Origin of the sequence: Sphingomonas silueang, from assembly GCF_040049155.1 — a bacterium.
In the GTDB taxonomy this organism is placed as follows: domain Bacteria; phylum Pseudomonadota; class Alphaproteobacteria; order Sphingomonadales; family Sphingomonadaceae; genus Sphingomonas; species Sphingomonas silueang.
Map to the genome: position 1 here is coordinate 202793 of NZ_JBDZDK010000005.1, position 24959 is coordinate 227751.

Sequence of the window (24959 nt, forward strand, 5' to 3'; positions counted from 1 at the left end):
GGCCCCGGAAAATGACGACGATTCATCGGCATGTTTCAACATCGTGAACTTTCCTGAAATTCCCCGTTACGGATTTGCGGCCGTGGAATGACAATCTTTCCCGGGGGGCGGAACGAAGGTCGTTTCGCAATCGGGGGAAGCATATGAAGAAATATGTGGTTGCGATCGCCATGGGCGCGACGGCGCTTAGCCCGTTCATCGCTACCAGGGCCGCCGCGCAGTCCGCGCCGCAGAAGAAGGCCCTGCAACGCTTCGACATTCCGTCCGGGGGGCTTGCGGAAGCGTTGCAGCGCTGGAGCAAGGCGACCAAGCTGCAGATCGTCTACCGCATGGACGATGTCGGGCGGAAGCAGACGAACGGCGTGCGCGGCGAACATAGCGCAATGATGGCATTGCAGGCGCTGCTGATCGGTACCGACCTGAAGATCGTCGAGACGGAGGACGGCGCGATCGCACTCCGCCCTTTGGCCGGAGACGAACTCGACGCTAATGCGACGCCGGACATCCTGGTGCAGGGCAAGAAGAGCTGGTCGCTCAACGCCGGCATCGAACGCACCCAGGACGACAGCCAGCCGTTCATCGTCATGAGCCGCAAGGAAATCGAACAGAGCGGCGCGCCCAATCTGGAAGCGTTCCTGCGCAACCAGCTGAACGTCAACGCCTCGCCCGTCGTCGGCGACCAGGTGAGCGGCGGGAACGAGGGCAACAGCGGCGCAGGCAACCGGCCGGTCGGGATCAGCAGCATCAACCTGCGCGGCATCGGCCTGCGCGATACGCTGATCCTGATCGACGGGCGCCGCCAGCCGGGCGTCAATATCGGCAGCGGCGACATCACCCAGCCGTCGATCACCGGCATCCCGATCTCCGCGGTCGAGCGTATCGAGGTGCTCGCCTCCTCGGCATCGGGCATCTATGGCAGCGGCGCGTCGGGCGGCGTCATCAACATCGTGCTGCGCCGCGATTTCAGGGGCGGCGAACTATCGCTCAACTACGGCAACACCACGGATTTCGCGCAGGGCCGCGGTTCGATCGACCTCGTCGCCGGGGTGCCGATCGAAAACGGCAGGACGCGCATCTCGCTTACCGGCAACTGGACCAAGGCGGATCCGCTGGTCTATGGGGATCGCGAGAATATTCGCCAGCGCGGCATCACCACGCTCGAAAAGAATAATCCCGAGCAGTTCTACGGCTTCTTCGCCTATCCGCCGCTGGGCAGCGCGGTGAACTTCAAGACGTTCGACGGCTCGCCGTTGCAGCTCAAGCCGGAATATGGCGGCCAGACGCTGTCGTCCGCGGTCGGATATATTCCGGCAGGCTATGCCGGGTTGCAGAAGAGCGGGATCGCCCCGCTGCTGGCGGGGATCGGCAAGTATAATCTCGACCAGCCCGACACCGCCTCCGGCTATGGCAAGCGCGCGCCGCTGCTCTACCCGGTCGACCAGTATAGCGGATCGCTGGCCGTCCGCCGGGAGTTCAATCGCTGGCTGACCGCCTATGCCGAAGTCGGCATGGTACATTCCAGCGCGGTCAACATCTTTTCCAACTCGATCGGCGTCTACACCATCTCGCCCAGTGCGCCGAACAATCCGTTCACGAAGTCGATCGCCCTCGGCACGCCGCCGGACGGCCGTTTCGACACGCACGTCCGTAATACCAATTCCAACCTGCGGACGCTGGGCGGCGCGATCATCCAGCTGCCGTGGGAATGGCAGGCCGTCGCCGAACTGAGCTATTCCCGCGCGAGCTATGAGCGGGAAACCACGCCTCCGGCACAGGTCAACAACTATCTGTCTCTCCTTGGGGTAGGCGCGATCGACGGCTTCCGCGACCTCGTCGCCTTCCCGCTGGACGTTCCCTATAATACGGGACCCTATAACAACCGGTCCAGTGTCAGCCATTCGTCGAACATCGCGCCGTCGCTGCGGCTGGCGGGGCCGCTGCCGTTCACGCTGCCGGGCGGGCGGCCGCGGATCACCCTGAACACGGAAATTAACACCCAGACGGTCGGCGAGGTCTGGGCGACGAGCCTGACGGATCAGGGCGCCTTCACGACCTATACGCCGATGGTCAGGCAGACGGCGAGGTCCGCCTATGGCGAAGTCGCGTTCCCGCTCCTTGGCGGCGAGCACACGCTGCCGCTCATCCGGCTGCTGGAACTGCGCTTCTCCGCCCGCCATGAATCGTACAAGGGCGACGGCGTCGACCCCTTTCCCTGCCCGGAGCCTTATGTCACCGGCAAGTACGATTATTTTGCCGGCTGCCCGACGGCCGACGCCATCATCCCGCGCAGCGTGACCCGCAATTCGCGCACCGACCCGAGCGTCAGCATGCTCTGGTCGCCGGTCGATGGCGTTACGTTGCGCGGCTCGTACACGACCGGCTATCTCCCGCCGCAGCTCAACCAGCTGGTGCGCCTGACCGTCCCCTTCATCGCGCTTCAGGTGAACGATCCCCTGCGCGGCAACGAATTGATCGGTGCGACGCCGTTCGGCTTCGGGCTCGTGCCCGGCTTCGGCGGCGGCAACCCGAACGTGCGGCCCGAGACGTCGAAGACCTTTACGGGCGGCATCATCCTGAAACCGCATTTCATCGACGGACTGCGCTTCTCGATCGACTGGACGAAATTGCAGAAGAAGGACGTCTATTTCGATCCGTCGAGGCTGCTGACGCCGTTCTTCGGCGGCAGCCAGGAACAGTTTGAACTGTTCATCCAGCAGAACCCCGATCGCGTCGTCCGCGGCGCACCGTCGGGCGGGTATGCGGTGGGGCCGATCACGTCGCTCGACGTGTCGATCGTCAATCTGAAATCGCTCAGCACGCAGGCATTCGACTTCACGCTCAACTATGACACCAGTCTGTTCGGCGGCACCCTGTCGACGGTCGGCCGGGCGACCTATGTCGACTCGCTGACCATCGCCTCCTTCGGGGATGCTCCGGCGGTGAACTACGCCGGGAGCATCACCAACGCCTTCGCCTCGATCGGCGGCGGCCAGGGCGCGCTGCGCTGGCGCGGCAGCGGTTCGGTGCAATGGACCAGGGATGCGCTCAGCATCGGCTGGCAGGCGCGGTACATGAGCGGCTATTATCTGCGATCCGATCAGGCCGTGGTGAGCGCGCAAGGGTCGGCGAAGGTCGACAGCCAGACCTATCACGACATGAACGTCACCTACCGCTTCCCGCAGAAGATGACGGTCCGGGCAGGCATCAACAACGTCTTCAACAAGATGCCGCCGCTGGATGCGACCCAGCAGCCGCTGTTCTACAGCCCGTTCGGCGATCCTCGCCTGCGGAACTTCTATCTGGGCGTCACCAAGGGATTCTGACGCCCGCCCGGTGCACCGCTTTCCCTGCATCGGGGGGAGCGGTGCATCCGCATCGATCCGTTTCGCACGCGCGAAGCAAGAAAAAGTTCCCGCCCTGTTACGGCTTTGCCCGCACCGCTTGTCCCTGACCCGTGTCGGATCGGCGCCCGGTGGACCCGACGCTCCGGTGGCGCCTGCCCTCACGATCAAGGAATAGTCGATGACCCCGCGTATGATGTTGCTGGCCGGTGCCGCGCTGCTCTTCACGCCGATGGTTGCGGATGCCGCGCCGAACAGGACCGGTGCCGCGCGCCCGGCGGCTGCCGCCCGCTATGTGGCGCCGAAGGAACTGGTCAAGCTGGTCGACGACTTCACCATTCCCTACCAGACGTTCACGCTGCCCAACGGGTTGAAGGTCATCGTCCTCACCGACCGCACCGTGCCGATGGTCTATACCAGCATCACCTATCATGTCGGCTCGACCTTCGAGCCGGCGGGGCACAGCGGTTTCGCGCATCTGTTCGAGCATCTGATGTTCAACGGCAGCGAGAATGTGCCGGGCGACTATTTCGAGCATCTGCGCGATGCCGGGCTGATCGACATCAACGGCGGCACCAGCTTCGACTACACCAATTATTACGAGACGGTGCCGACCGGCAGCCTCGACCGGGTGCTGTTCATGGAAAGCGACCGGATGGGGCATCTGCTCGGCGCGATCACCCAGCACGTCCTCGACGAGCAGCGCGGCGTCGTGCAGAACGAGAAGCGCAACGGCGACAACAAGCCCAACAGCATCCTCGGCTACAGCCGCCGCGACGCCATCTATCCGGCGTCGCATCCCTACGGGCACAGCGTCATCGGGTCGATGAAGGACCTGAACGCCGCGTCGCTGGCCGACGTGCACCAGTGGTTCAAGGACTATTACGGCCCCAACAACGCCACGCTGCTGCTGGCGGGCGACATCGATCTCGCCACCGCCAGGGCGAAGGTCGAAAAATATTTCGGCGACATTCCGCGTGGCCGGGAGAACACGCCGCCGGTCGCACCGGTGCCGGTATTGAAGAAGGCGGTCGACCAGGTGCTGACCGGGCCGGTGTCCACCGCCACCATCTCCCGCACCTGGCCGGTGCCGGGCGCGCTCGACAAGACCAATTTCGCGCTCGACGCCGCGGCGAGCCTGATGGGCGGGATCGACTCGGCGCCGCTGACCGAACGGCTCGTCCGGCAGGAAAAGCTGTTCAACTATGTCAACGTCAGCAATCTGACCTATCGCGGGATCGGCGAGTTCAGCGTGACCGGTTCGGTCCGTACCGGTGTCGACCCGGAGGTCGCGGCCCGCGCGCTGGACGCGGCGATCGCCGCCTTCCTGCGCAGCACAGCGTCGGTCGAGGCGCTGGACCGGTGGAAGAGCACGCGGATCGTGCCGACGATCCGCAACAACGAACTGCTGGAGAATCGCGGCTCGCTGCTGATGGAGCGCGACAATGTCTTCGGCTCGCCCGCCACGTACAAGGACGACCTGAAGGCCTATCTGACGCTGACTCCCGCGCAGGTCATGGCGGCGGCCCGGACATGGCTGGGGCGGCCCGGCTATCGCGCGACGTTGAAGCCGGGTCCGCGCATGACCCCGCCGGGGGACGAGAGCGTCGCCGGACCGGAGGTCGCCGATGCACCGAAGGCGGCGATCGTTCCGCCGCAGACCGGAACCCGCGGCGCCCTGCCCGCCGTCGCCGCCGCGGTCGATACCGTGCGCTTCCCCGCGATCGAGCATGGCAGACTGGCGAACGGCATCCCGGTCACGTATGTCCACAACACCACCGTGCCCTTCACCCTCGCGACGCTGGCTTTCGATGTCGGCCGGGTGGACGATCCGGCGGGCAAGCCCAATGCGATCGCCTGGATGTTCCAGATGCTCGACCAGGGCGCGGGCGGTCGTGACGACCACTGGTTCCAGCAGTTTCGCGAACGGACCGGCGCATCGTTCGGCGCGGGGGCGCAGGCCACGGAATCGACGGTCTATCTGGATGCGCCCAGCGCCCTGCTCGACAAGACGCTGGACACCGTCATGACGATGCTGACCAAGCCGGATTTCCCGAGCGAACGGCTGGAGGAAATACGGCGGGACGCGATGCAGCGCATCACCTCGGCCCCGAAGAATCCCGGCACGCTGACCGAAGTGGCGTTTGCCCATGCCGTCGCACCGGGCACGTTGCTTGCCAGCGAGGCCAGCGTACCGACGGAGGCCGAGGTCAACGCCGTCACCCGCGCCGACCTCGAAGCTGCCTATCGGCGCTGGGTGCGGCCCGACAAGGCCGAATTGGTCGTGGTTTCCAACGAGCCGCTGGCGGCGCTGCTCCCGAAGCTGGACCGCACGCTGGGCGCGTGGCGCACGCCGGACCATGGCCCCGCGCCCGAAGCGCTGAAGGTCGCGCCCGCGCTCGCCACCGGCCCCGCCAGGATCGTGCTGATCGACATGCCCGATCAGGTGCAGGCGACCATCGCGGGCGGCCAGATGGTCGACCTGCCGCGCACCGACGAGGCGCTTGCCCCGCGCATCGCCAATCTGGCACTGGGTCAGGGTTTCCTGTCGCGCATCAACATGAACCTGCGCGAGGACAAGCACTGGACGTACGGCGCGCAGGCCGATTTCAGCATTCAGGACCTGGGATCGACCTATCGCGTCGACACCCGTGTCCAGACCGACAAGGTCGGTCCGGCGATCGCCGAAATCCGGCGCGAACTGAACGCGGTCCTGACCGACAGGCCGATCACGGCGAAGGAGTTCAATCAGGGGGTCGCCAACGTCCTGCGCCAGGGCGTGGCCAATTTCCGGTCGGCATCCTTCATCCTCGCCGCCACCCGGCAGCTGCGGCGCAACGGCTGGCCGGACGATTTCCACAACGGCTTTCCCGCCCGGTTGCGCGCGCTGACGCTCGCCGATGCGAATGCGGCGCTCCACCGTTATCTGCAACCGTCGAAATGGGTCTGGACCGTGGTCGGCGACGCCGGGACGATCCGCCCGCAGCTCGAAACGCTGGGGTTGCCGGTCGAGGTCGTGACCCCGGCACAGGTGGTGGCGACGAAATAGGCAGCGCCGGGCGGCACGCCGGACCGGGCGCCGTGCCATGGCACGCCATGTAATGCAGGGACATCGCCCGCATGGGGAAGTGTGATGAGGATAGTCGCCCGCTCGTCTTCGGCGCATGGGCCCATGACCGTCGCGACGGCGCGGGCGTGGCACGGGAGGATTTCGTCCAGCAACGCTCGCTGCGCGACACGCCGCGACTGATGACGGGCGCGCGGACGGTGCCGCACTTCCATACCGCGCTCGCCGTCGGCGAAGCGCGACCTGCCGGAACATGGTACGCATATCGCGCCGCCGGTCACGGCGCGGGGCGCGGGGGCGCACGTCCGCGCCACGCCGGTCGCGGTCGATGCGGCGGGGTGGTAGCGCGATGGCGGTAGCGATCATGCGCGCGGGTGCGATGCTCGCGCCGCTGTTCCTCGCCGGTGCCGGGATCGCGGCGGACGGGCCGGTCGCGTCCGTGCCGATCGGCGACCGGGTGATCGACCTGACGCCCCCCGTCCCGCGGCCCGGCACCCGCCACTGCACCGTCACCCTGTTCGACCGGCGCGAATTCCGCGGGGAGGCGCCGTTGGCACTCGACTATCGCCCGCCCGCCGATTGCCCGGGGCCCTGGCGGAAGGTCGTGCTGGAGGCGGATTTCGACGTGACCGCCGGGTTGCAATATGACCGGACGGCGGATCTGACGATCGGCGGCGCGACCCTGTTCGTCGGAACGACGATGGAGCCGGGCAAGGACTATGCGCCGCACTGGCATGTCGAACGGGACGTGACCGACCTTGCGGCGGTGCTGCGGCAGCCGGCCGACGGGGCGGCGACGCTGGTGAACTTCCTCGACGGGGATCACACCGGCCGGGTATCGTGGGGGGCGCGGCTGGTCTTCTATGCCGGGGATGCTCCGGCCGGGCATCAGGTCGTCGTTCCCGTGACCGCCGGGTTCGTCGACCTGTCTTCGCGGGAACCCACGGTTTCGCGGACGCTGACCCTGCCGCGCAACATGACCGGGTTGCAGATGGACCTGTTCGCGATCGGGCAGCAGCGCGACGAATTCTGGTTCGACTGCATTCCGCCCGGCTTCGCCCGGCCCAACCCGTTTCCCGCCGCGCCCTGTACCCCCTTTCGCGAGGTGGAGGTGCGGATCGACGGGCAACTGGCCGCGATCCACGCGGTCCAGCCGGTCATCTTCACCGGCGGCATCAATCCGGCGCTGTGGCGGCGGGCGCCGGGCCTGCACGCACTCAACCTGCCCTCGGCCCGGCTCGACCTGACCCCGTTCGCGGGGGTGCTGAACGACGGAAGGCCGCATGACGTCACCCTCGCCATGCCTGCGGTGGGCACGCTGTTCCGGCTATCGGGCACGCTGATCGCGACCGTCGATCCGATGCGCCCGGTCGTTCCGGGCGCACTGGTGGCCAGCCGTCTTTCCCCGGCCATGGTCGCGACCCGCCAGACGCGACCGGGCACGCAACCCGATCGGACCGGGACGCTGGTCACGACCGCCCGGCGATCGGGCTATGCCGAAGGCTACGTCGAGACGTCCCGGGGGCGCACGACCACCCGCGTCGCCTATGACCTCGACATGCAGGTCATCGCGACCCGCGACGATGGCCGGTACGACAAATGGTACGACGCGCGCCACTCGACGACCGTGACGACGAGGGGCGGCCGGTCGCGCACGCGGCGCATCGACGACCATGACGTGCTGACGATCGTCATGCCGGTCGATCCGCCGCGCCATGGCGTAAAATACGGAACGCAGATCACGCAGACGAAGGAACGGGCCGTCAGCGACGAAGCCGGGCGACGGAACAGCGCGCTGGCGATGACGACCTTCGCGCCGACCTCGTCCGTCTTCACCGCCCCCCGCGAGACTCCGAACCGCGTGACCGTGACGTCGCACGTCCGCGATGCGCGCGGTCGATGCCGACGGACCGGGGCGGTGGTGGCGGACGACAGCGTCGCACGATCCGAACGCACCGCCTGCCCGAGCGGGCGGTAGCGACGATGGCGACGGGTCGGTCACGTCGGGCATCGTGCCGCCGCCCCTGTGATTCCCCGACCGCCCGCCCGCCGATCGTCCGGGGCCGTGACAGAAGGTCGTGCGGGATGCCGGTTGCGGCGTGACCGCCGGACGCATGCGGTCCGCCACGACGATCGCCGGATCGATCGGGGACCGGATCGTGTCGAGATTGCCCATCCCGGTCATGCCGGATGAACAACGTCCCGAAAGCTCAACGCTAGTACGCCAGAAGCACCTCGCCCAGCGTCGCGGCGATCCTTTCATATCCCGGACCGCTCAGATGCGCGTCGTCGAAATAATAGCCCGCGGCCTGCGCGGCGTCATACTCGCCCAGTATCTGCGGCAGGTTGACCAGCGGCGCGCCGATCTCCGCCGCGGCATCCGCCAGCACCTGCGCATAGGCCAGCTGCACGTCCAGCGGCACGAGGCGCGGATGGATCCGGTTCGGTACGACGACGATCACGTCGCCGACCGCGTTCGCCCGGCGCAGGATCTCGCGGATGTTGGCGCGATAGCTGGCCGTGCTCACGCCCTGCAGCATGTCGTTCAGCCCGAGGTAGACGATCGTCAGTTCCGGTGCCGCCGCGCTCAGCGCGTCGAGCGGGTTGCCCGGATAGCCGCCGGACAGCCAGAATCCGGTGGTCGACCCGCTGGCCCCCATCCGCCAGACCGCGACATCGCGCTCGGTGCTGTCATAGGCGTCGATCCCGACCAGCCGGAATCCGCCGATCGCCCCGCCGTTGGCGGTGGCATGGAGCGATACGAACGGGTCGATCGCCCGCGCGAAGGCGAACTGCGTCCGGCGCAGTCCGGCGGGAACGCCGGCAGGCGGGGCGATGGTGCCGACCTGCGTGCCCGACACCTCGACGACCATCGTCGCCCCGTCGGTACGGGGTATGTCATAGATGTCGACGCGATCGGCGGCGGAAAAGGGACGAAAGGCGATCGGCGCCGTCGTGGTCGTATTGACGATCGGATGGCCGCCGATCGTGGGCGTCGCGGTCGCGAAGCCCCAGCCCGCGTTCAACAGGATGCGGCGGTCGCTCAACGTCAGCTCCGCCGACGATCCGGCATCGGCGAAGAAGGATGTCGCGCGCGCGTTCAATCCGCGGGACCGGAGATAGGACGCCATGTCCGCGGGATACGACCGCGCCGCCGAGTCCGCGAACAGCGACCCGGCGGACCCGAGCCCGGCGGTGGTCGAATCCCCGACGGCGGCGATCCGCGCCCTGGCCCTGCCGCCGATGACCGCCGCACGCGCCGCCTTCCATCGCGGCAGGCTGGCAGCGGTAAGGTTGCTGACCCCGGCGATCGCGGTCGAAGCCGGGCCCGGCGTCGGCGTGGGTGTCGCGCCGGGTGCCGGGGCGGCGACGGTACCGGACGTCGACCCGCCGCCCCCGCACGCCGCCAACGAAACGGCGGCGACGCCGATGACTACCCAAGCACGAATCACGCAACCCCCTCGCGACGACATTCTGCGTTGCACGCGCCTACACGCTTCCGGGTGCGTCGCCATGTCAAATGAGGGCGCGTAGCGGACACGCCGGTCCCGTCGCTGCTGCCCGCTGCTGGCCGCCGGTCATCATCCGCCGCATCGGTCTTTGTTGGATACGAAGGAACAAAACAAGTACATGGCAGGCGTCCTTCGCAACCATTCCGCCGAGGTACCAATGCCCGCAACTGTCGTGAAACTCTCCGATTTCGGTTATGTCGCCGACGACCTGACCGATAACAGGGCCGCGTGGCGCGCCGCGATCACCTATGCCGATACGAACAATATCCGGGTCGTCGAGGTGCCGTCCGGGGTCGGGCGGACCAGCCAGATCGTCGGTTCCGACTTCGCGCTGCCGCCCGGCCTGACCTTTCAGGGCAGCGGGCAGAACAACGACGGTCCGTACGACCGCACGTCGCGGATCAGGTTCACGGGGACCGACGCCCTGTTCGACATCGACTTTCCGACCGGCGGCCCGTCGCAGACCGGCTATTGGCGGTTCGAGGCGCTGAGCTTCGAGACGGTCGATCCGTCCGCATCCATCTTCTCGATCAACCGGCCCGCCAGCTATGATCCGAGCGATACCGACAACCACAGGTTCGTCATGAATCTGGTCCTGGACGGCATCTACGGCGTCGGCACCGGCAGCGGGACCGGCGACTTCCTGAAGGCGGCCAAGCTGTTCCAGCTACAGGTGCTGGCGAATTGCGAGTTCGCAGGCTGGCGGCGCGCGTTCTGGCTGAAGGGATGCGACAATTGTTACGTTTCCGGCCGGATGTACAGCAACAACCGCCATGTGATGCTGCAGGGCAGCGGCACGTTCGGCAACGACAATGTCGTGGACCTGCGCTACGCGGGCAATGCCGATCCGCGCACGGGCGAGGATGCGTATATGCTGTGGGACAGCGCCAGCAAGACGACGCTGCAAAGCGGCGGGCTGTTCGAGCAGACGCCGGGCAGCGGCAACCTCAGGGCCTATCTGTACCTCAACGGCTATGGCGGCCGCTATGTCTCGCCGTTCTGGTCGAACGGTCCGTTGTTCGAGCTCGGCCCCGATGCGCGTGAATGCGTGCTGGAGCATCCGACGACGACCGTGCTGACACCGCCCAGCATCGTCAGCGACGGCGCATCGACCGACTATGGCTATGCGCAGGAGGATCTGCGGCTGCGCATCACCCATGCGTCGCGCAACGCCCAGTTGTCGATCGGGCGGCATCCCCGCCTGATCTATGTCGATCCGCCGCGCGCGACGATCGATACGCTGGCGGCGGACCGGGAGATGGTGATCGTCGGCGGTCGCGCGCAGCCGCGCAACCACTTCCTCTCGGCCGCGAACTGGTGGGGCATTTCGACCGGACAGCCCGGCGGCGGTAGGATCCGCTTCGTCGGCGATGCCGATACGTCGGCGGGCCATGCCGTGCGCTGCGACCGGCAGATTCCGGGCTCGTGCTTTTCCGCGCTGCTGCGGGTCGGGCGGGAACTGGCGCGCACCAACCAGCGCGTCCAGTATCGGGCGAAGCTGACCGGGGCACTGACCACCGGCGAATGGGTCACGATCATCACCCGCAACGGTCAGTTCCACGGCAACGTCCCCCGGCCCGCGACCGGCAGCTATGCGCCCTATGAGGTCAGCGTCGACCTTTCCGGCTGGAACGAAGGGGATGTGTTCGGCTTCGTCTGCTATCCGAACGGCAGCCCGAACGTTTCCGCGGACTTCGACTATGTCGCGATAACCCCGGTCGCCGCTGCGAACTGACCCTTGCCGACAGGGGGGCGTCGGCGCCGGCGTACACCGGATGCCGGCATTCCCCTCGATGCGACGACACCGAGCCCTGTCGTCAGGGTAGGGAAGCGACCGCCTGACGCGCCACCTCGCGGTGCGGCAGGCGGTCGTCCGTCAGATCACGACGAAATCGGCATGGGTCAGCGCCAGACCGGTACCGATGGTGGCGAACTGGACCGCCGCACCGGCACCGTTGCCGTCGGCGTCATAGTATAGCGCACCGGTCGCGGAGTCGTAGAGGATGCGGTCGTCCGCATCCTGCGCGGCGGTGCCGATCCGGAAGGCCCCCGCCGCCAGCGTGCCGAGGCTGCCCGCCGCGGCGAAGACGGCATCGTCCAGCAGGATCGTGTCGTCGGCCACGGTGAAGTCGGTGATGGTATCGACATTGCCGTTGCCGAGCGCGGTGGAGAAGCGGAAGCTGTCCGCCCCCGCCTCGCCGGTGAGAATGTCGGCACCGAGCCCGCCGTCGATCAGATCGGCCCCGCCGCGGGCGTTCATGGTGTTGGCACCGGCATTGCCGACCAGCACATTGTCCAGCCCGTTGCCGTTGGCATAGGTGCTGAGCGATCCGGTGAGCGTCAGATTCTCGATATGCGAACCCGCCAGGGTGAAGCCGACCGACGAGATCACCGTATCGGTGCCCTGACTGGCGTTTTCGACGACGATGTCGCCGCTGTTGTCGACGTAATAGATGTCGTCGCCGTTGCCGCCGATCATCGTATCGGCACCGAGCCCGCCGTCGATGATGTTGTTGCCGCCCGAACCGGTCAGGACGTTGTTGAGGCTGTTGCCGGTGGCGTTGGTATTGGTCAACTGGCCGAGCAGCGTCAGATTCTCGATGAAGCTGCCCGCCAGCGTATAGCTGACCCAGCTCAGCACGGTATCGTTGCCCGCGTTATTGGCTTCCTGCACGACGTCGCCGGTGCTGTCGACATAATAGGTATCGTCGCCGAGCCCACCGGCCATCACGTCGTTGCCGAAACCGCCGTCGATGACGTTGTTGCCCGCATTGCCGGTGATGACATTGGCGAGGCCGTTGCCCGTGGCGTTGAGGTTGGCGGTGCCGGTGAGCGTGAGGTTCTCAAGGAACTGCCCCGCGAGGCTGTAGCTGACCGAGGCCAGCACCGTGTCGGTCCCGGCGTTGTTGGCCTCGACGATGCGGTCGCCGACCGAATCGACGAAATAGCGGTCGTCGCCCAGCCCCCCGGCCATCACGTCGTCGCCCGCGCCGCCGTCGAGCGTGTTGTTCGCGGCATTGCCGGTCAGGCTGTTGGCCAGCGCATTGCCGAACGCGCTGATCGCCGCCGTGCCGGTCAGGACCAGATTCTCGACATTGGCGCCGAGCGTGTAGGTGATCGACGCCTGCACGCTGTCGGTGCCTTCGCCCGCCGCCTCGATCACGACGTCGCCCGCATTATCGACGACATAGGTGTCGTTGCCGAGGCCGCCCGCCATCGTGTCCGCGCCAACCAGACCGTCCAGCACGTTGTTGCCGCTGTTGCCGGTCAGGCTGTTGGCCATGCCGTTGCCGGTCGCGTTCAGGTTCGCCGTGCCGGTCAGGACCAGATTCTCGAGCTGCTGCCCGGACAGGCTGTAGCTGATCGACGCGCGCACCGTATCGGTGCCGCCACCCGCCGCCTCGACGATGGTGTCGCCGCTATTGTCCACGACATAGGTGTCGTTCCCCGCGCCGCCGTTCAGGGTATCCGCCCCCGCGCCGCCGTCGAGCGTGTCGTTGCCGTCGAGGCCGAGCAGCGTGTTGGCCGCGGCATTGCCGGTGAGGACGTTGTCGAGGGCGTTGCCCGTTCCGTTCGCCGCGCTGCCGGTCAGGATCAGATTCTCGATATTGGCCCCGAGCGTATAGGTGACCGACGCCCGCACGGTATCGATGCCTTCTCCGGCGTTTTCGATGACGGCATCACCGGCATCGTCGACGATATAGCTGTCGTCGCCCGCACCGCCGCGCAGCGTATCGGCTCCGGCCCCGCCGTCGAGCACGTTGTTGCCGCTGTTGCCGGTCAGCACGTTGGCCAGCGCGTTGCCGGTGCCGTTGATGGCCGCGGAACCCGTGAGCGTCAGGTTTTCGAGGTTGGCGCCCAGCGTATGGGCGATCGACGACCGGACGGTATCGGTGCCTTCGCCCGCGTTCTCGGTAACGGTGTCGCCCGCGTCGTCGACGACATAGCTGTCGTCGCCGAGGCCACCGGCCAGCGTGTCCGCCCCGACACCGCCGTCGAGGATGTTGTTGCCCGCATTGCCGGTCAGGACGTTGGCGAGGCCGTTGCCGGTGCCATCGATATCGGCCGTGCCGGTCAGGATCAGATTCTCGACGTTCGCGCCGAGTGCGAACGCGACCGACGACCGAACGGTGTCGGTCCCTTCGCCTGCGGCTTCCGTCACGACGTCGCCGACGTTGTCGACGACATAGGTATCGTTGCCCATACCGCCGATCAGCGCATCCTGCCCGGCCCCGCCGTCCAGGACGTTGTTGCCGTTGTTGCCGGTCAGGACGTTGTCGAGCGCATTGCCGGTGCCGTCGATGTTTTCGTCCCATCCGGTCAGGTTCAGCCACTCGACGTTCGCGCCCAGCGTATAGCTGATCGCGGAAAGCACCAGGTCGTTGCCTTCGCCGGCATTCTCGGTCACGACATCGCCCGCGTTGTCGACGACGTAGATGTCGTTACCCGCGCCGCCCTGCATGGCGTCCGCACCCGCGCCGCCGTCGAGGTAGTTGTTGCCCGAATTGCCGGTCAGGACGTTGGCCAGCGCGTTGCCGTACCCGTTGACATTGGCAGCACCGGTCAGCGTCAGATTCTCGACGTTCGCACCCAGGATATAGCCCATCGCGGACTGCACCGTATCGGTGCCCTCGCCCGCGTTCTCGACCACGAGATCGCCCGCATTGTCGACGACATAGGTGTCGTTGCCCAGCCCGCCGATCATCGTGTCCGCGCCGGTATAGCCGTCGAGCACGTTGTTGCCCGCATTGCCGGTCAGCGTATTGGCAAGGGTGTTGCCGAAGCCGGTCAGGTTCGCGGTGCCGGTGAGCACCAGATTCTCGACATTCGCCGACAGCGCATAGGAGACGGCGGACCGGACCGTGTCCGTGCCCTGGCCGCTGCTCTCGGTCACGATATCGCCGGTGTTGTCGACGATATAGCTATCGTCGCCCGCGCCGCCGACCAGCGTGTCGGCACCCGCGCCGCCGTCGAGCACGTTGTTGCCGCCGTTGCCGGTGAGGACGTTGGCCAGCGCGTTGCCGGTGCCGCTCAGGTTGGCCGTGCCGGTCAGCGTCAGATTCTCGACATTGGCGCCAATGACATAGCCGATCGAGGACTGCACCGTGTCGATGCCCTCTCCGGCGAGTTCGGTGACGGTGTCGCCCGCGTTGTCGATGACATAGGTGTCGTTGCCCAGACCACCGGCAAGGCTGTCGGCACCCGCGCCGCCGTCGAGCACGTTGTTGCCGCTGTTGCCGATGATGACGTTCGCCAGCGTGTTGCCGGTGCCGTTGATGTTGGCCGCGCCGGTCAGCGTCAGATTCTCGACGTTCGCGCTCAGGACATAGCCGACCGAGGCCCGCACGCTATCGGTGCCTTCCCCGGCGTTCTCGGTCACGCTGTCCCCGGCGGCGTCGACGATATAGGTGTCGTTGCCCTGCCCGCCCTGCAGGATATCCTCCCCGGCACCGCCGTCGAGGACGTTGTCGCCGCTGTTGCCGACGAGGACGTTGGCGAGCGCGTTGCCGGTACCGTCGATGTTGGCCGTGCCGGTCAGGTTCAGCCGCTCGACGTTCGCGCTCAGGGCATAGCCGACCGAGGCATAGACGATGTCATAGCCTTCACCGGCGTTCTCGCTCACCGTATCCCCGGCATTGTCGACCATATAGGTGTCGTTGCCCAGGCCGCCCGCCAGCGTATCCGCCCCGGTGCCGCCGTCGAGGACGTTGTTGCCGCCGTTGCCGGTGACGACGTTGGCCAGCGCGTTGCCGGTGCCGTCGATATTGGCCGTGCCCGTCAGCGTCAGATTCTCGACGTTGGCACCCAGCGTATAGGCGATCGAGGACTGCACGGTATCGGTGCCCGCGTTCGCCGCCTCGGTGACGACGTCGCCGGCGTTGTCGACGACATAGGTGTCGTTGCCGAGCCCGCCCGCCATATTGTCCGCCCCGCCGCCGCCGTCCAGCAGGTTGGCACCGGCATTGCCGGTCAGCGTGTCGTTGTAGGCGGAACCGATCAGCCCTTCGATCCGGACCAGCGTATCGTTGCCCGAGCTGCCGGTATTCTGGGCGACGGTGATCGTGAGGTTGACGGCGACCGCGCCCGATGCGCTCGCATAGCTGGCGATATCGACCCCTTCGCCGCCGTCCAGCGTATCGCTGCCGACGCCGCCGCTCAGGATATCGTCGCCCGCCAGCCCCGAGAGCAGGTTGAAGCCGTCGTTGCCGGTGAGGACGTCGTTATAGGCCGATCCGGTCAGGTTCTCGAATCCGCTCAGCGTGTCGATGCCCGCCCCGCCGGTGTTCTGCGCGGTGGTGAGCGCGAGGCTGACCGTGACGCCGCCCAGCGCGTTGGCGTAGGAGGCGGTATCGGTGCCGAGGCCGCCGACGAGAGTGTCGTTGCCGCCCAGACCCTCGATGATATTGTTGCCGCCGTCGCCGGTGAGGGTGTCGTTGAGGTTCGAGCCCATCAGGTTCTCGAAATTGGCGACCGTATCGAAACCGCCGCCGCCGGACGCGACCCCGTAATAATAGTTCTGACCCTGCAACGTGACCGTCACCGCGCTGCTGGCAGAGGCATAGGACAGCGTATCGCTGCCTTCGCCGCCGTCGATCTGGTCATCGCCGTCGCGGCCCTCGACATAGTCGTTGCCCGCACCCGCCGCGAAATAGTCGTTGCCCGCACCGCCGATCAGGCTGTCGTTGCCGCTGCCGGTGGTCATCCCGACCGACTCGAAGTTGGTCAGGACGTCGCCGATGCCGGCGACCGTCGAGGCGGCACCGCCCGCATTCAGCACGAAGGTGATGTTGGCGGTCGACAGCGTGTAATTGGCATCGAAACGGTCGATACCGGTACCGCCGTCGACCGAGACACGATCGGTACCGTCGGACGTGCTGCGATAGAAGCGGTTGTCGCCGCTGCCGAACGTCAGGTTCAGCCGCTCGATGCTGCTGATACCGATCGAGCTATTCGTGCCGTAGCTGTACCCGTTGCCGTAAGCGCCTTCGTAGTAATAGAAATAGTCCGTTTCCGTGCCCGACGACCAGTCGACGGTCAGCGTATCGGTGCCGTCGAGGCCGCTGAAGCTGCCGCTCGTTCCGGCGAAACTGTCGTTGAAGTTGGTGCCGGTGACGTTGGTCTGTTCGATACCGGTCAGGGTCATGCCGTTCGACAGGGTATAGCCGCTGGCCGTCCGGGTCATGGTAATGCCGGTGGCACCTTGCGAGAAATTGCCGTACCAGACGTCGAACCCGTCCCCGCCGTCGACCGTGCCGAGGCCGTTGTTGGTATAGATGGTGTCGTCGCCGTCGCCGCCGCTGACCGTGTCGGTAGCGAAGTCGGTGTACAGCGTATCGTTGCCGCCGCCGCCGTTCAGGACGTTGGTCCCGCCGCCGCCGCGCAGGATATCGTTGCCGTCGCCGCCGGTCAGGCTGTCGTTGCCGCTGCCGGTGGTGATGTCCACCTGCTCGAAGTTGGTCAGCGTGTCGCCGATGCCGGTGACGGTCGATGCGGCACCATTGGCCTTCAGCACGAAGCTGATGTTGGCGCTCGACTGACCGTATTCGCCGTAGAACCTGTCGATACCCGCACCGCCGTCGACATTGGCGATCGTGGCGACACCGTTGCTGTCGGAGGTGCTGTGGTAGAAACGGTTGTCGCCGCTGCCGAACGTCAGGTTCAGCCGCTCGATGCTGTTGATGGAGAGCGAGCCGCCGGTGCTGTAGTTATACCCGCTGCCGTACCCGCTGCCGTAATAGGAAAAATAGTCCGTTTCCGTGCCCGAAGACCAGTCGAAGGTCAGCGCGTCGGTGCCGTCGCGACCGTCGTAGTAACCGCTGTTCACGCCGACGAAGCTGTCGTTGAAGCTGGTCCCGCCGACGTTGGTCTGTTCGATGCCGGTCAGCGTCATGCCGTTCGACAGACTATAGCCGCTCGCGGTCCGGGTCATGGTCAGGCCGGTCGTCGCCTGCGAGAAATCGCCGGACCAACGGTCGTACCCCGCCCCGCCGTCGACCGTCCCGAGGCCGTTGTTGGTGTAGATGTCGTCGTCGCCGTCGCCGCCGCTGACCGTATCGGTGCCGAAGTCGGTGTAGAGCTGGTCGTTGCCGCCGCCGCCGGTCAGGACGTTGTTCCCGCTGCCGCCGCGCAGGATATCGTTGCCGTCGCCGCCGGTCAGGCTGTCGTTGCCGCTGCCGGCGCTGATGTCCACGGCCTCGAAGTTGGTCAGGACGTCGCCGATGCCGGTGACGGTCGATGCGGCACCGTTCGCCTTCAGCACGAAGGTGATGTTGGCACTCGACGCGGTGTAGTCCCCGTGGAAGGTGTCGATCCCGCCGCCGCCGTTGACGTTGGCGATGGTGGCCGAACCACCACTTTCGGGCGAACTATGGTAGAAATCGTCATTACCGCTGCCGAAGGTAAGGTTCAGCCGCTCGATATTGTTGGTGAAGACGTTAAGCGAGCCGTTTGCGCTTGAGGCATATCCGTAACCGTAACCGTTGGCGTAATAGTAGAAATAGCCCCAATCGGTACTCGTCGACCAGTCGACCGTCAGCGTGTCGGTACCGCCAAGACCGTCGTAACTGCCGCTGTCCACGCCGACGAAGCTGTCGTTGAAGTCGGTGCCGGTGACGTTGGTCCGCTCGATACCGGTCAGCGTCATGCCGTTCGACAGGCTGTAGCCGCTGGCCGTCCGGGTCATGGTAAGTCCGGTGGTCGCCTGCGAGAAATTACCGTTCCACGTGTCGAAACCGGCCCCGCCGTCGACCGTGCCGCGGCCGTTGTTGGTATAGATCGTGTCGTCGCCGTCGCCGCCGCTGACCGTATCGGTGCCGAAGTCGGTGTAGAGTTGGTCATTGCCGCCGCCGCCGGTCAGGACGTTGTTCCCGCTGCCGCCGCGCAGGATATCGTTGCCGTCGCCGCCGGTCAGGCTGTCGTTACCGCTGCCGGTGGTGATGTCCACCGCCTCGAAGTTGGTGAGGACGTCGCCGATGCCGGTGACGGTCGATGCGGCACCGTTCGCCTTGAGCACGAAGGTGATGTTGGCGTTCGACAGGGCGTAGTTGCCGTGGAAGGTGTCGATGCCACCGCCGCCATTGACGTTGGCGATGGTCGCCGAACCGTCGCTTTCGGGCGAACTATGGTAGAAATCGTCGTTGCCGCTGCCGAAGGTGAGGTTCAGCCGCTCGATGCTTTGCAGGCTGACGTTGAGCAAGCCGTTTGCGCTCGAGGCATATCCATAGCCGTAACCGTTGGCGTAATAGTAGAAATAGCCCCAATCGGTGCTCGTCGACCAGTCGACCGTCAGCGTGTCGGTGCCCTCGCCGCCGTCCACGCTGGACGATCCGTCCGCGGGCGTGATGGTCCAGCTGTCGTTACCGCTCGTGCCGGTGTAGGTCGTCATGCCAGGCTTCCCCGCTTCCGGTCCGGCGCAGGCAAACTGGCACCCCGGGCGAGTGCGGCATGCGCTTCGGGCAAGAAGATATCACAAGAGACAGGTTCAGGATAAATATCCCCCCGGATATTGACTTGACCGTAGCCGCCGCGCCACGATCTGTACAGTTGGTTAACCAATCTGCCGCAGCATTTATTGCCTTTTTCAAGAACTCTTTGATTTGACAGCCGTAATGCCGTTCGGGGCCTGCAAGGATATTGGCATGAGCGACCTGCTGTCGCGGAGAGACCCGTTGCGCCTTGCCGTTCCGCTTCGCGCCATGCAGGCAGCAGCGCGATGATCCGATCGATCGCCGACAGGTGCCGTGCCGTTCGGGTCGGTCGTGCCGTCCTGCTCGGCGCGATCGTGGTTGCGCCGGTGCCGCTGTGGGGCGGGCAGGTCGTGCCGCCGTCGTCCGGTTCGCTGGTCGTGGACCCGCAGCAGGGCGCAACGCCGCGCCCGCTGCCGCCGCCCGCCGCTTCCCCGGCGACGCCCGCGCCGGTCGCCCCCCTGTCCGGACCGGCACCACCGGCGGCGGTCGTACCGTCGCTGCCGCCGCCGGTCGCGGACACCGCGGTGCGATCGTCGATGGTGCCCGGCCCGCCTGCGGTGCCACGTCGCCCGGCGGAAGGCGGCCTGCCCCTGCCGGTCGCCGATCCGCTCCGCATCGATCCGGCGACCGACCCCCTGCTGCGCCTCGCGCGCAGTTCCGCCGACCCTGCCCCGTTTCGCGCGGCGATCGCCGAAGCGGTACGCCGCAACCCCGCGCTGGACGAAGCGGCGGCGCAGGTCGAGGAGGCGGAAGCGTTGCGGGACGAGGCGCAGGCACTGGCGCTGCCGACCGCCGACCTGACCCTGTCGAGCTTCACGGTGCTGAGCCGCGCGTTTTCCAGCGACCCCGGCAACGTGCTGGAGCGTTCGCGTCCCCGCAACCGCACCGACGGATTGCTCCGCGTCCAGCAGCCGATGATCGACTGGGGCGCCAGCCTCGATCGCATCCGTGCCGGTCGCGCCCGGCTGGCGGCGGCGCGGGCGGGTGTCGAGGACATCGGCACGCAGGTCGCGCTGCGCGCGGTATCGGCATGGTATCAGGTCTATGGCTACCGGGCGCTGCTCCGCCTTGCCGAGGCGTTCATCGCCGGTCAGCGCGAGCTGCGCACGACGTTGCAGCTGCGGGTCGCACAGGGCGTCGCCGCCGAGGCCGATATCGCGCAGGTCGACGGCTATATCGCCGCGGCGGATAGCCAGGCCGCCTATTTCCGGCGGCTGCTCAAGAGTGCCGAGGCGCAATATGTCGCGCTGATCGGCGCGCCGCCGCCGACCGACCTCGGTCGCGCGCCGGAGCCGCCGTCGACCGGGTCCGACGCCGTCGGCAGCGCCGAGGACGTCGATCGCCTGCCCGCGGTGCGGATCGCGCGACTGGGCGCCGATGCGGCCCGGCTGGAGGCACGGGCATCGCGCGCCGACCTGCTCCCCCGGCTGGGCGTCGGGATCGACGCGGGTCGCTACGGCATCGTGGAGACCGAGCGCGATTACGACATTCGCGGCAACGTCACCCTGTCGATGCGGATCGGCGGCGGGGGCGCACAGCGGGCGCGTCAGGCATCGGCGCGGGCGAGCGGGGCCGACGCCCGGCTGCGCCGCACCCGGATCGATGCGCAGCGCGATGCCGAGATCGCCCGGTCCGACGTCGCCGCGCTGGAAGCCGCGCGGGCGGCGATCGAGCGCAACTATCTCGCCACCCGGCAATCGCGCGACGTGCTGGCGGAACGCTTCCGGGTATCGCGCGGCACGTTCTTCGACCTGCTGGTCGCGGAGAATAATTACTTCGCCGTGGCGTCGCGCTACATGCAGACCGTCATGGAACTCGACAGCGCGCGCTACGCCCTGCTCGCCCGTACCGGCCGGTTGCTGCCCGCACTCGGCATCGCCCCTGCAACGCTGGACACGCGATGAGCCCATCCTCCGATCTGGTCGCGCTGCCCCGCCCCCGCTTCGCCCCGTGGCTGATGGAACCGATGTTCCGCAACAAGGCGGCGTATATGAAGGTCGCGCTGGCGGCGGGGATGATCAATATCTTCGGGCTCGTCACCTCGCTGTTCACCATGACGGTGTACGACCGGGTCGTTCCGAACAACGCCTTCGCCTCGCTCTTCGCGCTTGCCGTCGGCCTGCTCGTGGTGGTCGTGTTCGATTTCCTGCTGCGGATCCTGCGCGCCTATTTCAGCGACCTCGCCGGGGCCGACATCGATCACGACATCGGCAGCCGCATCTTCCGGCGATTGCTGGCGATCCGCCTCGACCGGAAGAAGGGATCGACCGGGGCGATTTCCGGCATGATGCGCGAACTGGAGACGCTGCGCGACTTCTTCGCCTCCGCCACGATCACCGCGCTGGTCGACGTGCCGTTCATCGCCGTGACGCTGGTGTTCATCGCGCTGCTCGGCGGGCCGCTGGTGTGGGTGCCGCTCGCCGCGATCCCGCTGGTGGTGGGTGCCGGATGGCTGACCCGCCCCGCGCTCGACCGGCTGTCGGCGAAGGCGATGCGCGAGGGGCTGTCGAAGCAGAGCGTGCTGGTCGAGACGATCGGCGCGCTGGACATGGTCAAGACCTCGGGCGCGGGCACGCTGCTCGCGCGGCGGTGGAGCCGGGCCAATGTCGCGCACGGCGACAGCGCGACCCGGCAGCGGCTCGTCTCGACCGTCGCCACCACGGTCGCCGCATCGGCCAATACCCTCGCCTATGCCGGGACGGTCGTGGCGGGGGTGTTCCTGATCGCCGACCACCGGCTGACCACCGGCGGGCTGGTCGCCTGCTCGATCCTCGCCGGGCGCGCGGTGCAGCCGCTGGCGACGATCGCCGCGCTGCTCTCGCGCCTCGCCGCGACCCGCACCGCCTATCGCCAGATCGATGCGATGATGGAGACGGAATCCGAGGAGCCGGGCGAAGGCGCGCTGCGCCCCGCGCGCCTCGACGGGCGGATCGAGTTGCGCGGCGTGGGCTTCCGCTATCCCGGCGCGGCGGAAAAGACGCTCGACGCCTTCGACCTCGTGGTGCCCGCCGGACAGCGGATCGCGCTGCTCGGGCGGGTGGGATCGGGCAAGTCGACCATCGCCCGGCTCGTCCTCGGCCTCTATCCGCCGCAGGAGGGGCTGGTGATGATCGACGGCACCGACATCCGCCAATATGCGCCCGAGGCGATGCGCGCCCTGATCGGCACCGCGTTGCAGGAACCGGTACTGCTGTCGGGCAGCGTGCGCGAGAACATCGTGCTCGACCGGGCGCATATCGACGATGCGGAAATGCTGCGCGTCGCCGAACTGTCGGGCACGCACGGCTTCATGGGGCGGATCGCGGGCGGCTACGACCTGCAACTCGCCGATCGCGGCGAGGGGCTGTCGGGCGGACAGCGACAGGCGATCGCACTCGCCCGCGCGCTGGCTGGACGCCCGCAGGTCGTGATCTTCGACGAACCGACCAGCGCCATGGACCAGGTGAGCGAGGCGCAGCTGATCGCGCGTCTGGAGGGCGAGCTGGCCGGGCGCACCTTCCTGCTCATCACCCATCGTCCCGCGCTGCTGCGGCTGGTCGAGCGGATCGTGGTGGTCGAGCACGGGCGCATCGTGCAGGACGGCCCGCGCGACGCGGTACTGAAGGAACTCCAGCGTCCGCGTGCGGCGGCCTGATCGTATGACCGACACCCCTCGTCCCCATCTGGAAGACCTGACCGACCGGCTCCGCCCGCGCGCGGTGTCCAACCTGCTGCTGTGGCTGATCGTCGGCTTCGTCGTGGTCTTCGTAATCTGGGCGAGCGTCGTGAAGCTCGAGCGTACCGTCCACGCCTTCGGCCGGGTGGTGCCCTCCGGCCGGTTGCAGGTGCTCAGCAATCTCGAGGGCGGGATCGTCGCGCAGATCCTCGTCCGCGCGGGCGATGTCGTGCGCCGTGGCCAGCCGCTCGTCCGGCTCGACCGGACGCAGGCGGGGGCCGAACTCGGCACCTCGCAGGCGACGCTCGGCGCGCTGACCGCCAGGATCGCGCGGTTGCAGGCGGAAATCGCCGGGCGCGCGCCGGTCTATCCCGCCGCGACGACGCCGGAGATCGCCGAGCAGATCGGCATCGAGCGCTCGCTCCATGCCGCGCGGATGAGCGACCTCGCCGGCCTGAGCGCCGCAGCGACCGCGCGCGAGGCGCAGGCCGTGCGGGCCGTCGCCGAGGCGCAGGCCGCCCATCGCTCGCGGATGTCGGCGCGCGATGCGGCAAGGCGACAGCTCGACCTGATCCGTCCGCTGGTGCAGCGCGGGATCGAGCCGCAGATGACCCTCATCCAGCTCGAGAACAGCGCCGCGGTCGCCACGAACGACGCGGCACAGGCAGCGGCGGCGATCGCGCGGGCGCAGGCGTCGGTGGCCGAGGCGCGCGCCTCGCTGGCGCAGGTGCGCGGTGCATGGCGTGCGCAGGCGGGCACCGAACTGGCGGCGGCCCAGGCCGAACTCGCCGCCCGCCGTCAGGGGGTACCGGCGCTCGCCGCCCGGCTCGACCGGGCGACGATCGCATCGCCGGTCGACGGGCGCGTCAACCGGGTGCTGGTGTCGACCGTCGGCGCCAGCATCGGTGCCGGGCAGCCGATCGTGGAGGTCGTCCCCTCCGCCGATGCGCTGACCGTGGAGGCGATGGTCCGCCCGAGGGACATCGCATCGGTGCGGATCGGCCAGCCCGCCAGGGTCAACGTTACCGCCTATGATTCCGGCGTCTACGGTTCCATGGACGGCCGGGTCGTGACGATATCGCCCGATGCCACCCTCGACGAGCGTAGCGGCGAGAGCTACTATATGATCCGGGTCCGCGCCGACGCGCAGAACTTCCGCGGACCCTACGGGCAGCGCCTCGTGATCGGACCGGGCATGACCACCGACGTCAACCTGATCGGCGACAAGCGCTCGGTCATGGCCTATATTCTGTCCCCCTTCACCCGGCTCGGCGAGGATGCATTCCGCGAATAGGGGACCGGCCCGGCCGGCGGGGCGGGTTGCTGTCGAGGCAACCGGTCTTGGGACAGGCTATGGAAGATGGTGCGCTTACAGGACTCGCATCTGTTGACGCAGGCGGCAGAAAAGCTGAGCTTTTGGCCGGCGCTTTAATCCGTGGCCCCTGGGTGGCCCACACCAAATTCGGTCCTTTTTTTGGCATCGAACCCGCGCCGGATGGGACACCGTGCATTCCCTTGAAAGCCTGTGAGAAGGGTGATTCGTTTCGTGTTTTGAACCGTTCGCTTGATCGACCACTGACCCTTAATGGAAGTCACTGGATGCTTGACGGGCAAGCCCCTCCTGGCGCGCGCTGTCGAGCACCGGGACCGTTGTACCTGCCGCACTACAAGCAATACCTCCTAGGTCGGATCGACATTCAGGATTCCCAAACGACGTGAAGGCTGATTCATAGGCGCCCGTGTCGAGACGCGGAGCGGATAATGGGGATCAAGCGGTACGAGCTGAGCGAGGCACAATGGTTGCGGATTGCATCGCTGGTTCCGGGCAAGACGGCTGATCCCGGCCGGACAGGCGCGGATAACCGCCTGTTCGTGAACGGATGTTTGTGGGTGCTGCGCTCTGGCGCGCATTGGTGC

At 67.2% G+C, this 24959-nt stretch carries 11 protein-coding genes; 9 read left to right on the plus strand and 2 right to left on the minus strand.

The genetic code is table 11. From position 1 onward, the window contains the following. Window positions 1-143: 143 nt before the first annotated feature. The 4 genes from ABLE43_RS07745 (at window position 144) to ABLE43_RS07760 (ending at window position 8386) form a co-directional block, all read left to right on the plus strand. Entirely contained in the window at window positions 144-3323 is a 3180-nt protein-coding gene (locus ABLE43_RS07745) for a TonB-dependent receptor (RefSeq protein WP_348977903.1), read from the plus strand. Window positions 3324-3522: 199 nt separating this feature from the next. Then, window positions 3523-6390 carry a M16 family metallopeptidase gene (locus ABLE43_RS07750; RefSeq protein ID WP_348977904.1) on the plus strand — a complete coding sequence of 956 codons (2868 nt, stop codon included), beginning with the start codon at window positions 3523-3525 and terminating at the stop codon, window positions 6388-6390. A gap of 71 nt (window positions 6391-6461) precedes the next feature. Then, a complete protein-coding gene (locus tag ABLE43_RS07755; RefSeq protein ID WP_348977905.1) occupies window positions 6462-6767 on the plus strand; it encodes a hypothetical protein in 306 nt (101 codons plus the stop codon). Then, complete coding sequence (locus ABLE43_RS07760; RefSeq protein ID WP_348977906.1) at window positions 6758-8386, plus strand: peptide-N4-asparagine amidase; 1629 nt, start codon at window positions 6758-6760, stop codon at window positions 8384-8386. The genes ABLE43_RS07755 and ABLE43_RS07760 overlap by 10 nt, the downstream gene beginning before the upstream one ends. A 238-nt stretch (window positions 8387-8624) precedes the next feature. Here ABLE43_RS07760 and ABLE43_RS07765 read toward each other — a convergent pair whose 3' ends face one another. Next, a complete protein-coding gene (locus tag ABLE43_RS07765) occupies window positions 8625-9860 on the minus strand; it encodes an SGNH/GDSL hydrolase family protein (RefSeq protein ID WP_348977907.1) in 1236 nt (411 codons plus the stop codon). A 178-nt stretch (window positions 9861-10038) separates the two neighbouring features. Between ABLE43_RS07765 and ABLE43_RS07770 the strand changes: the two genes are divergently transcribed. Next, entirely contained in the window at window positions 10039-11655 is a 1617-nt protein-coding gene (locus ABLE43_RS07770; protein WP_348977908.1) for a hypothetical protein, read from the plus strand. A gap of 141 nt (window positions 11656-11796) precedes the next feature. Here the strand turns inward: ABLE43_RS07770 and ABLE43_RS07775 are convergent, their stop codons facing one another. Next, window positions 11797-19305, minus strand: coding sequence for a calcium-binding protein (locus ABLE43_RS07775; protein WP_348977909.1), 7509 nt, complete (start codon window positions 19303-19305; stop codon window positions 11797-11799). Window positions 19306-19632: 327 nt separating this feature from the next. Between ABLE43_RS07775 and ABLE43_RS07780 the strand changes: the two genes are divergently transcribed. The 4 genes from ABLE43_RS07780 to ABLE43_RS07795 form a co-directional block, all read left to right on the plus strand. Continuing rightward, window positions 19633-21291: a TolC family protein gene (locus ABLE43_RS07780; protein WP_348977910.1), complete on the plus strand. Its 1659-nt coding sequence runs from the start codon at window positions 19633-19635 to the stop codon at window positions 21289-21291. After that, the gene (locus ABLE43_RS07785; RefSeq protein ID WP_348977911.1) at window positions 21288-23021 is read left to right on the plus strand and encodes an ATP-binding cassette domain-containing protein; all 1734 of its coding nucleotides are present in this window, start codon (window positions 21288-21290) and stop codon (window positions 23019-23021) included. The genes ABLE43_RS07780 and ABLE43_RS07785 overlap by 4 nt, the downstream gene beginning before the upstream one ends. A gap of 4 nt (window positions 23022-23025) precedes the next feature. Continuing rightward, entirely contained in the window at window positions 23026-24336 is a 1311-nt protein-coding gene (locus ABLE43_RS07790; RefSeq protein WP_348977912.1) for an HlyD family type I secretion periplasmic adaptor subunit, read from the plus strand. 473 nt (window positions 24337-24809) lie between these two features. Further along, window positions 24810-24959: transposase (locus ABLE43_RS07795; RefSeq protein WP_348977924.1), on the plus strand; the 150-nt coding region annotated here is incomplete at its 3' end.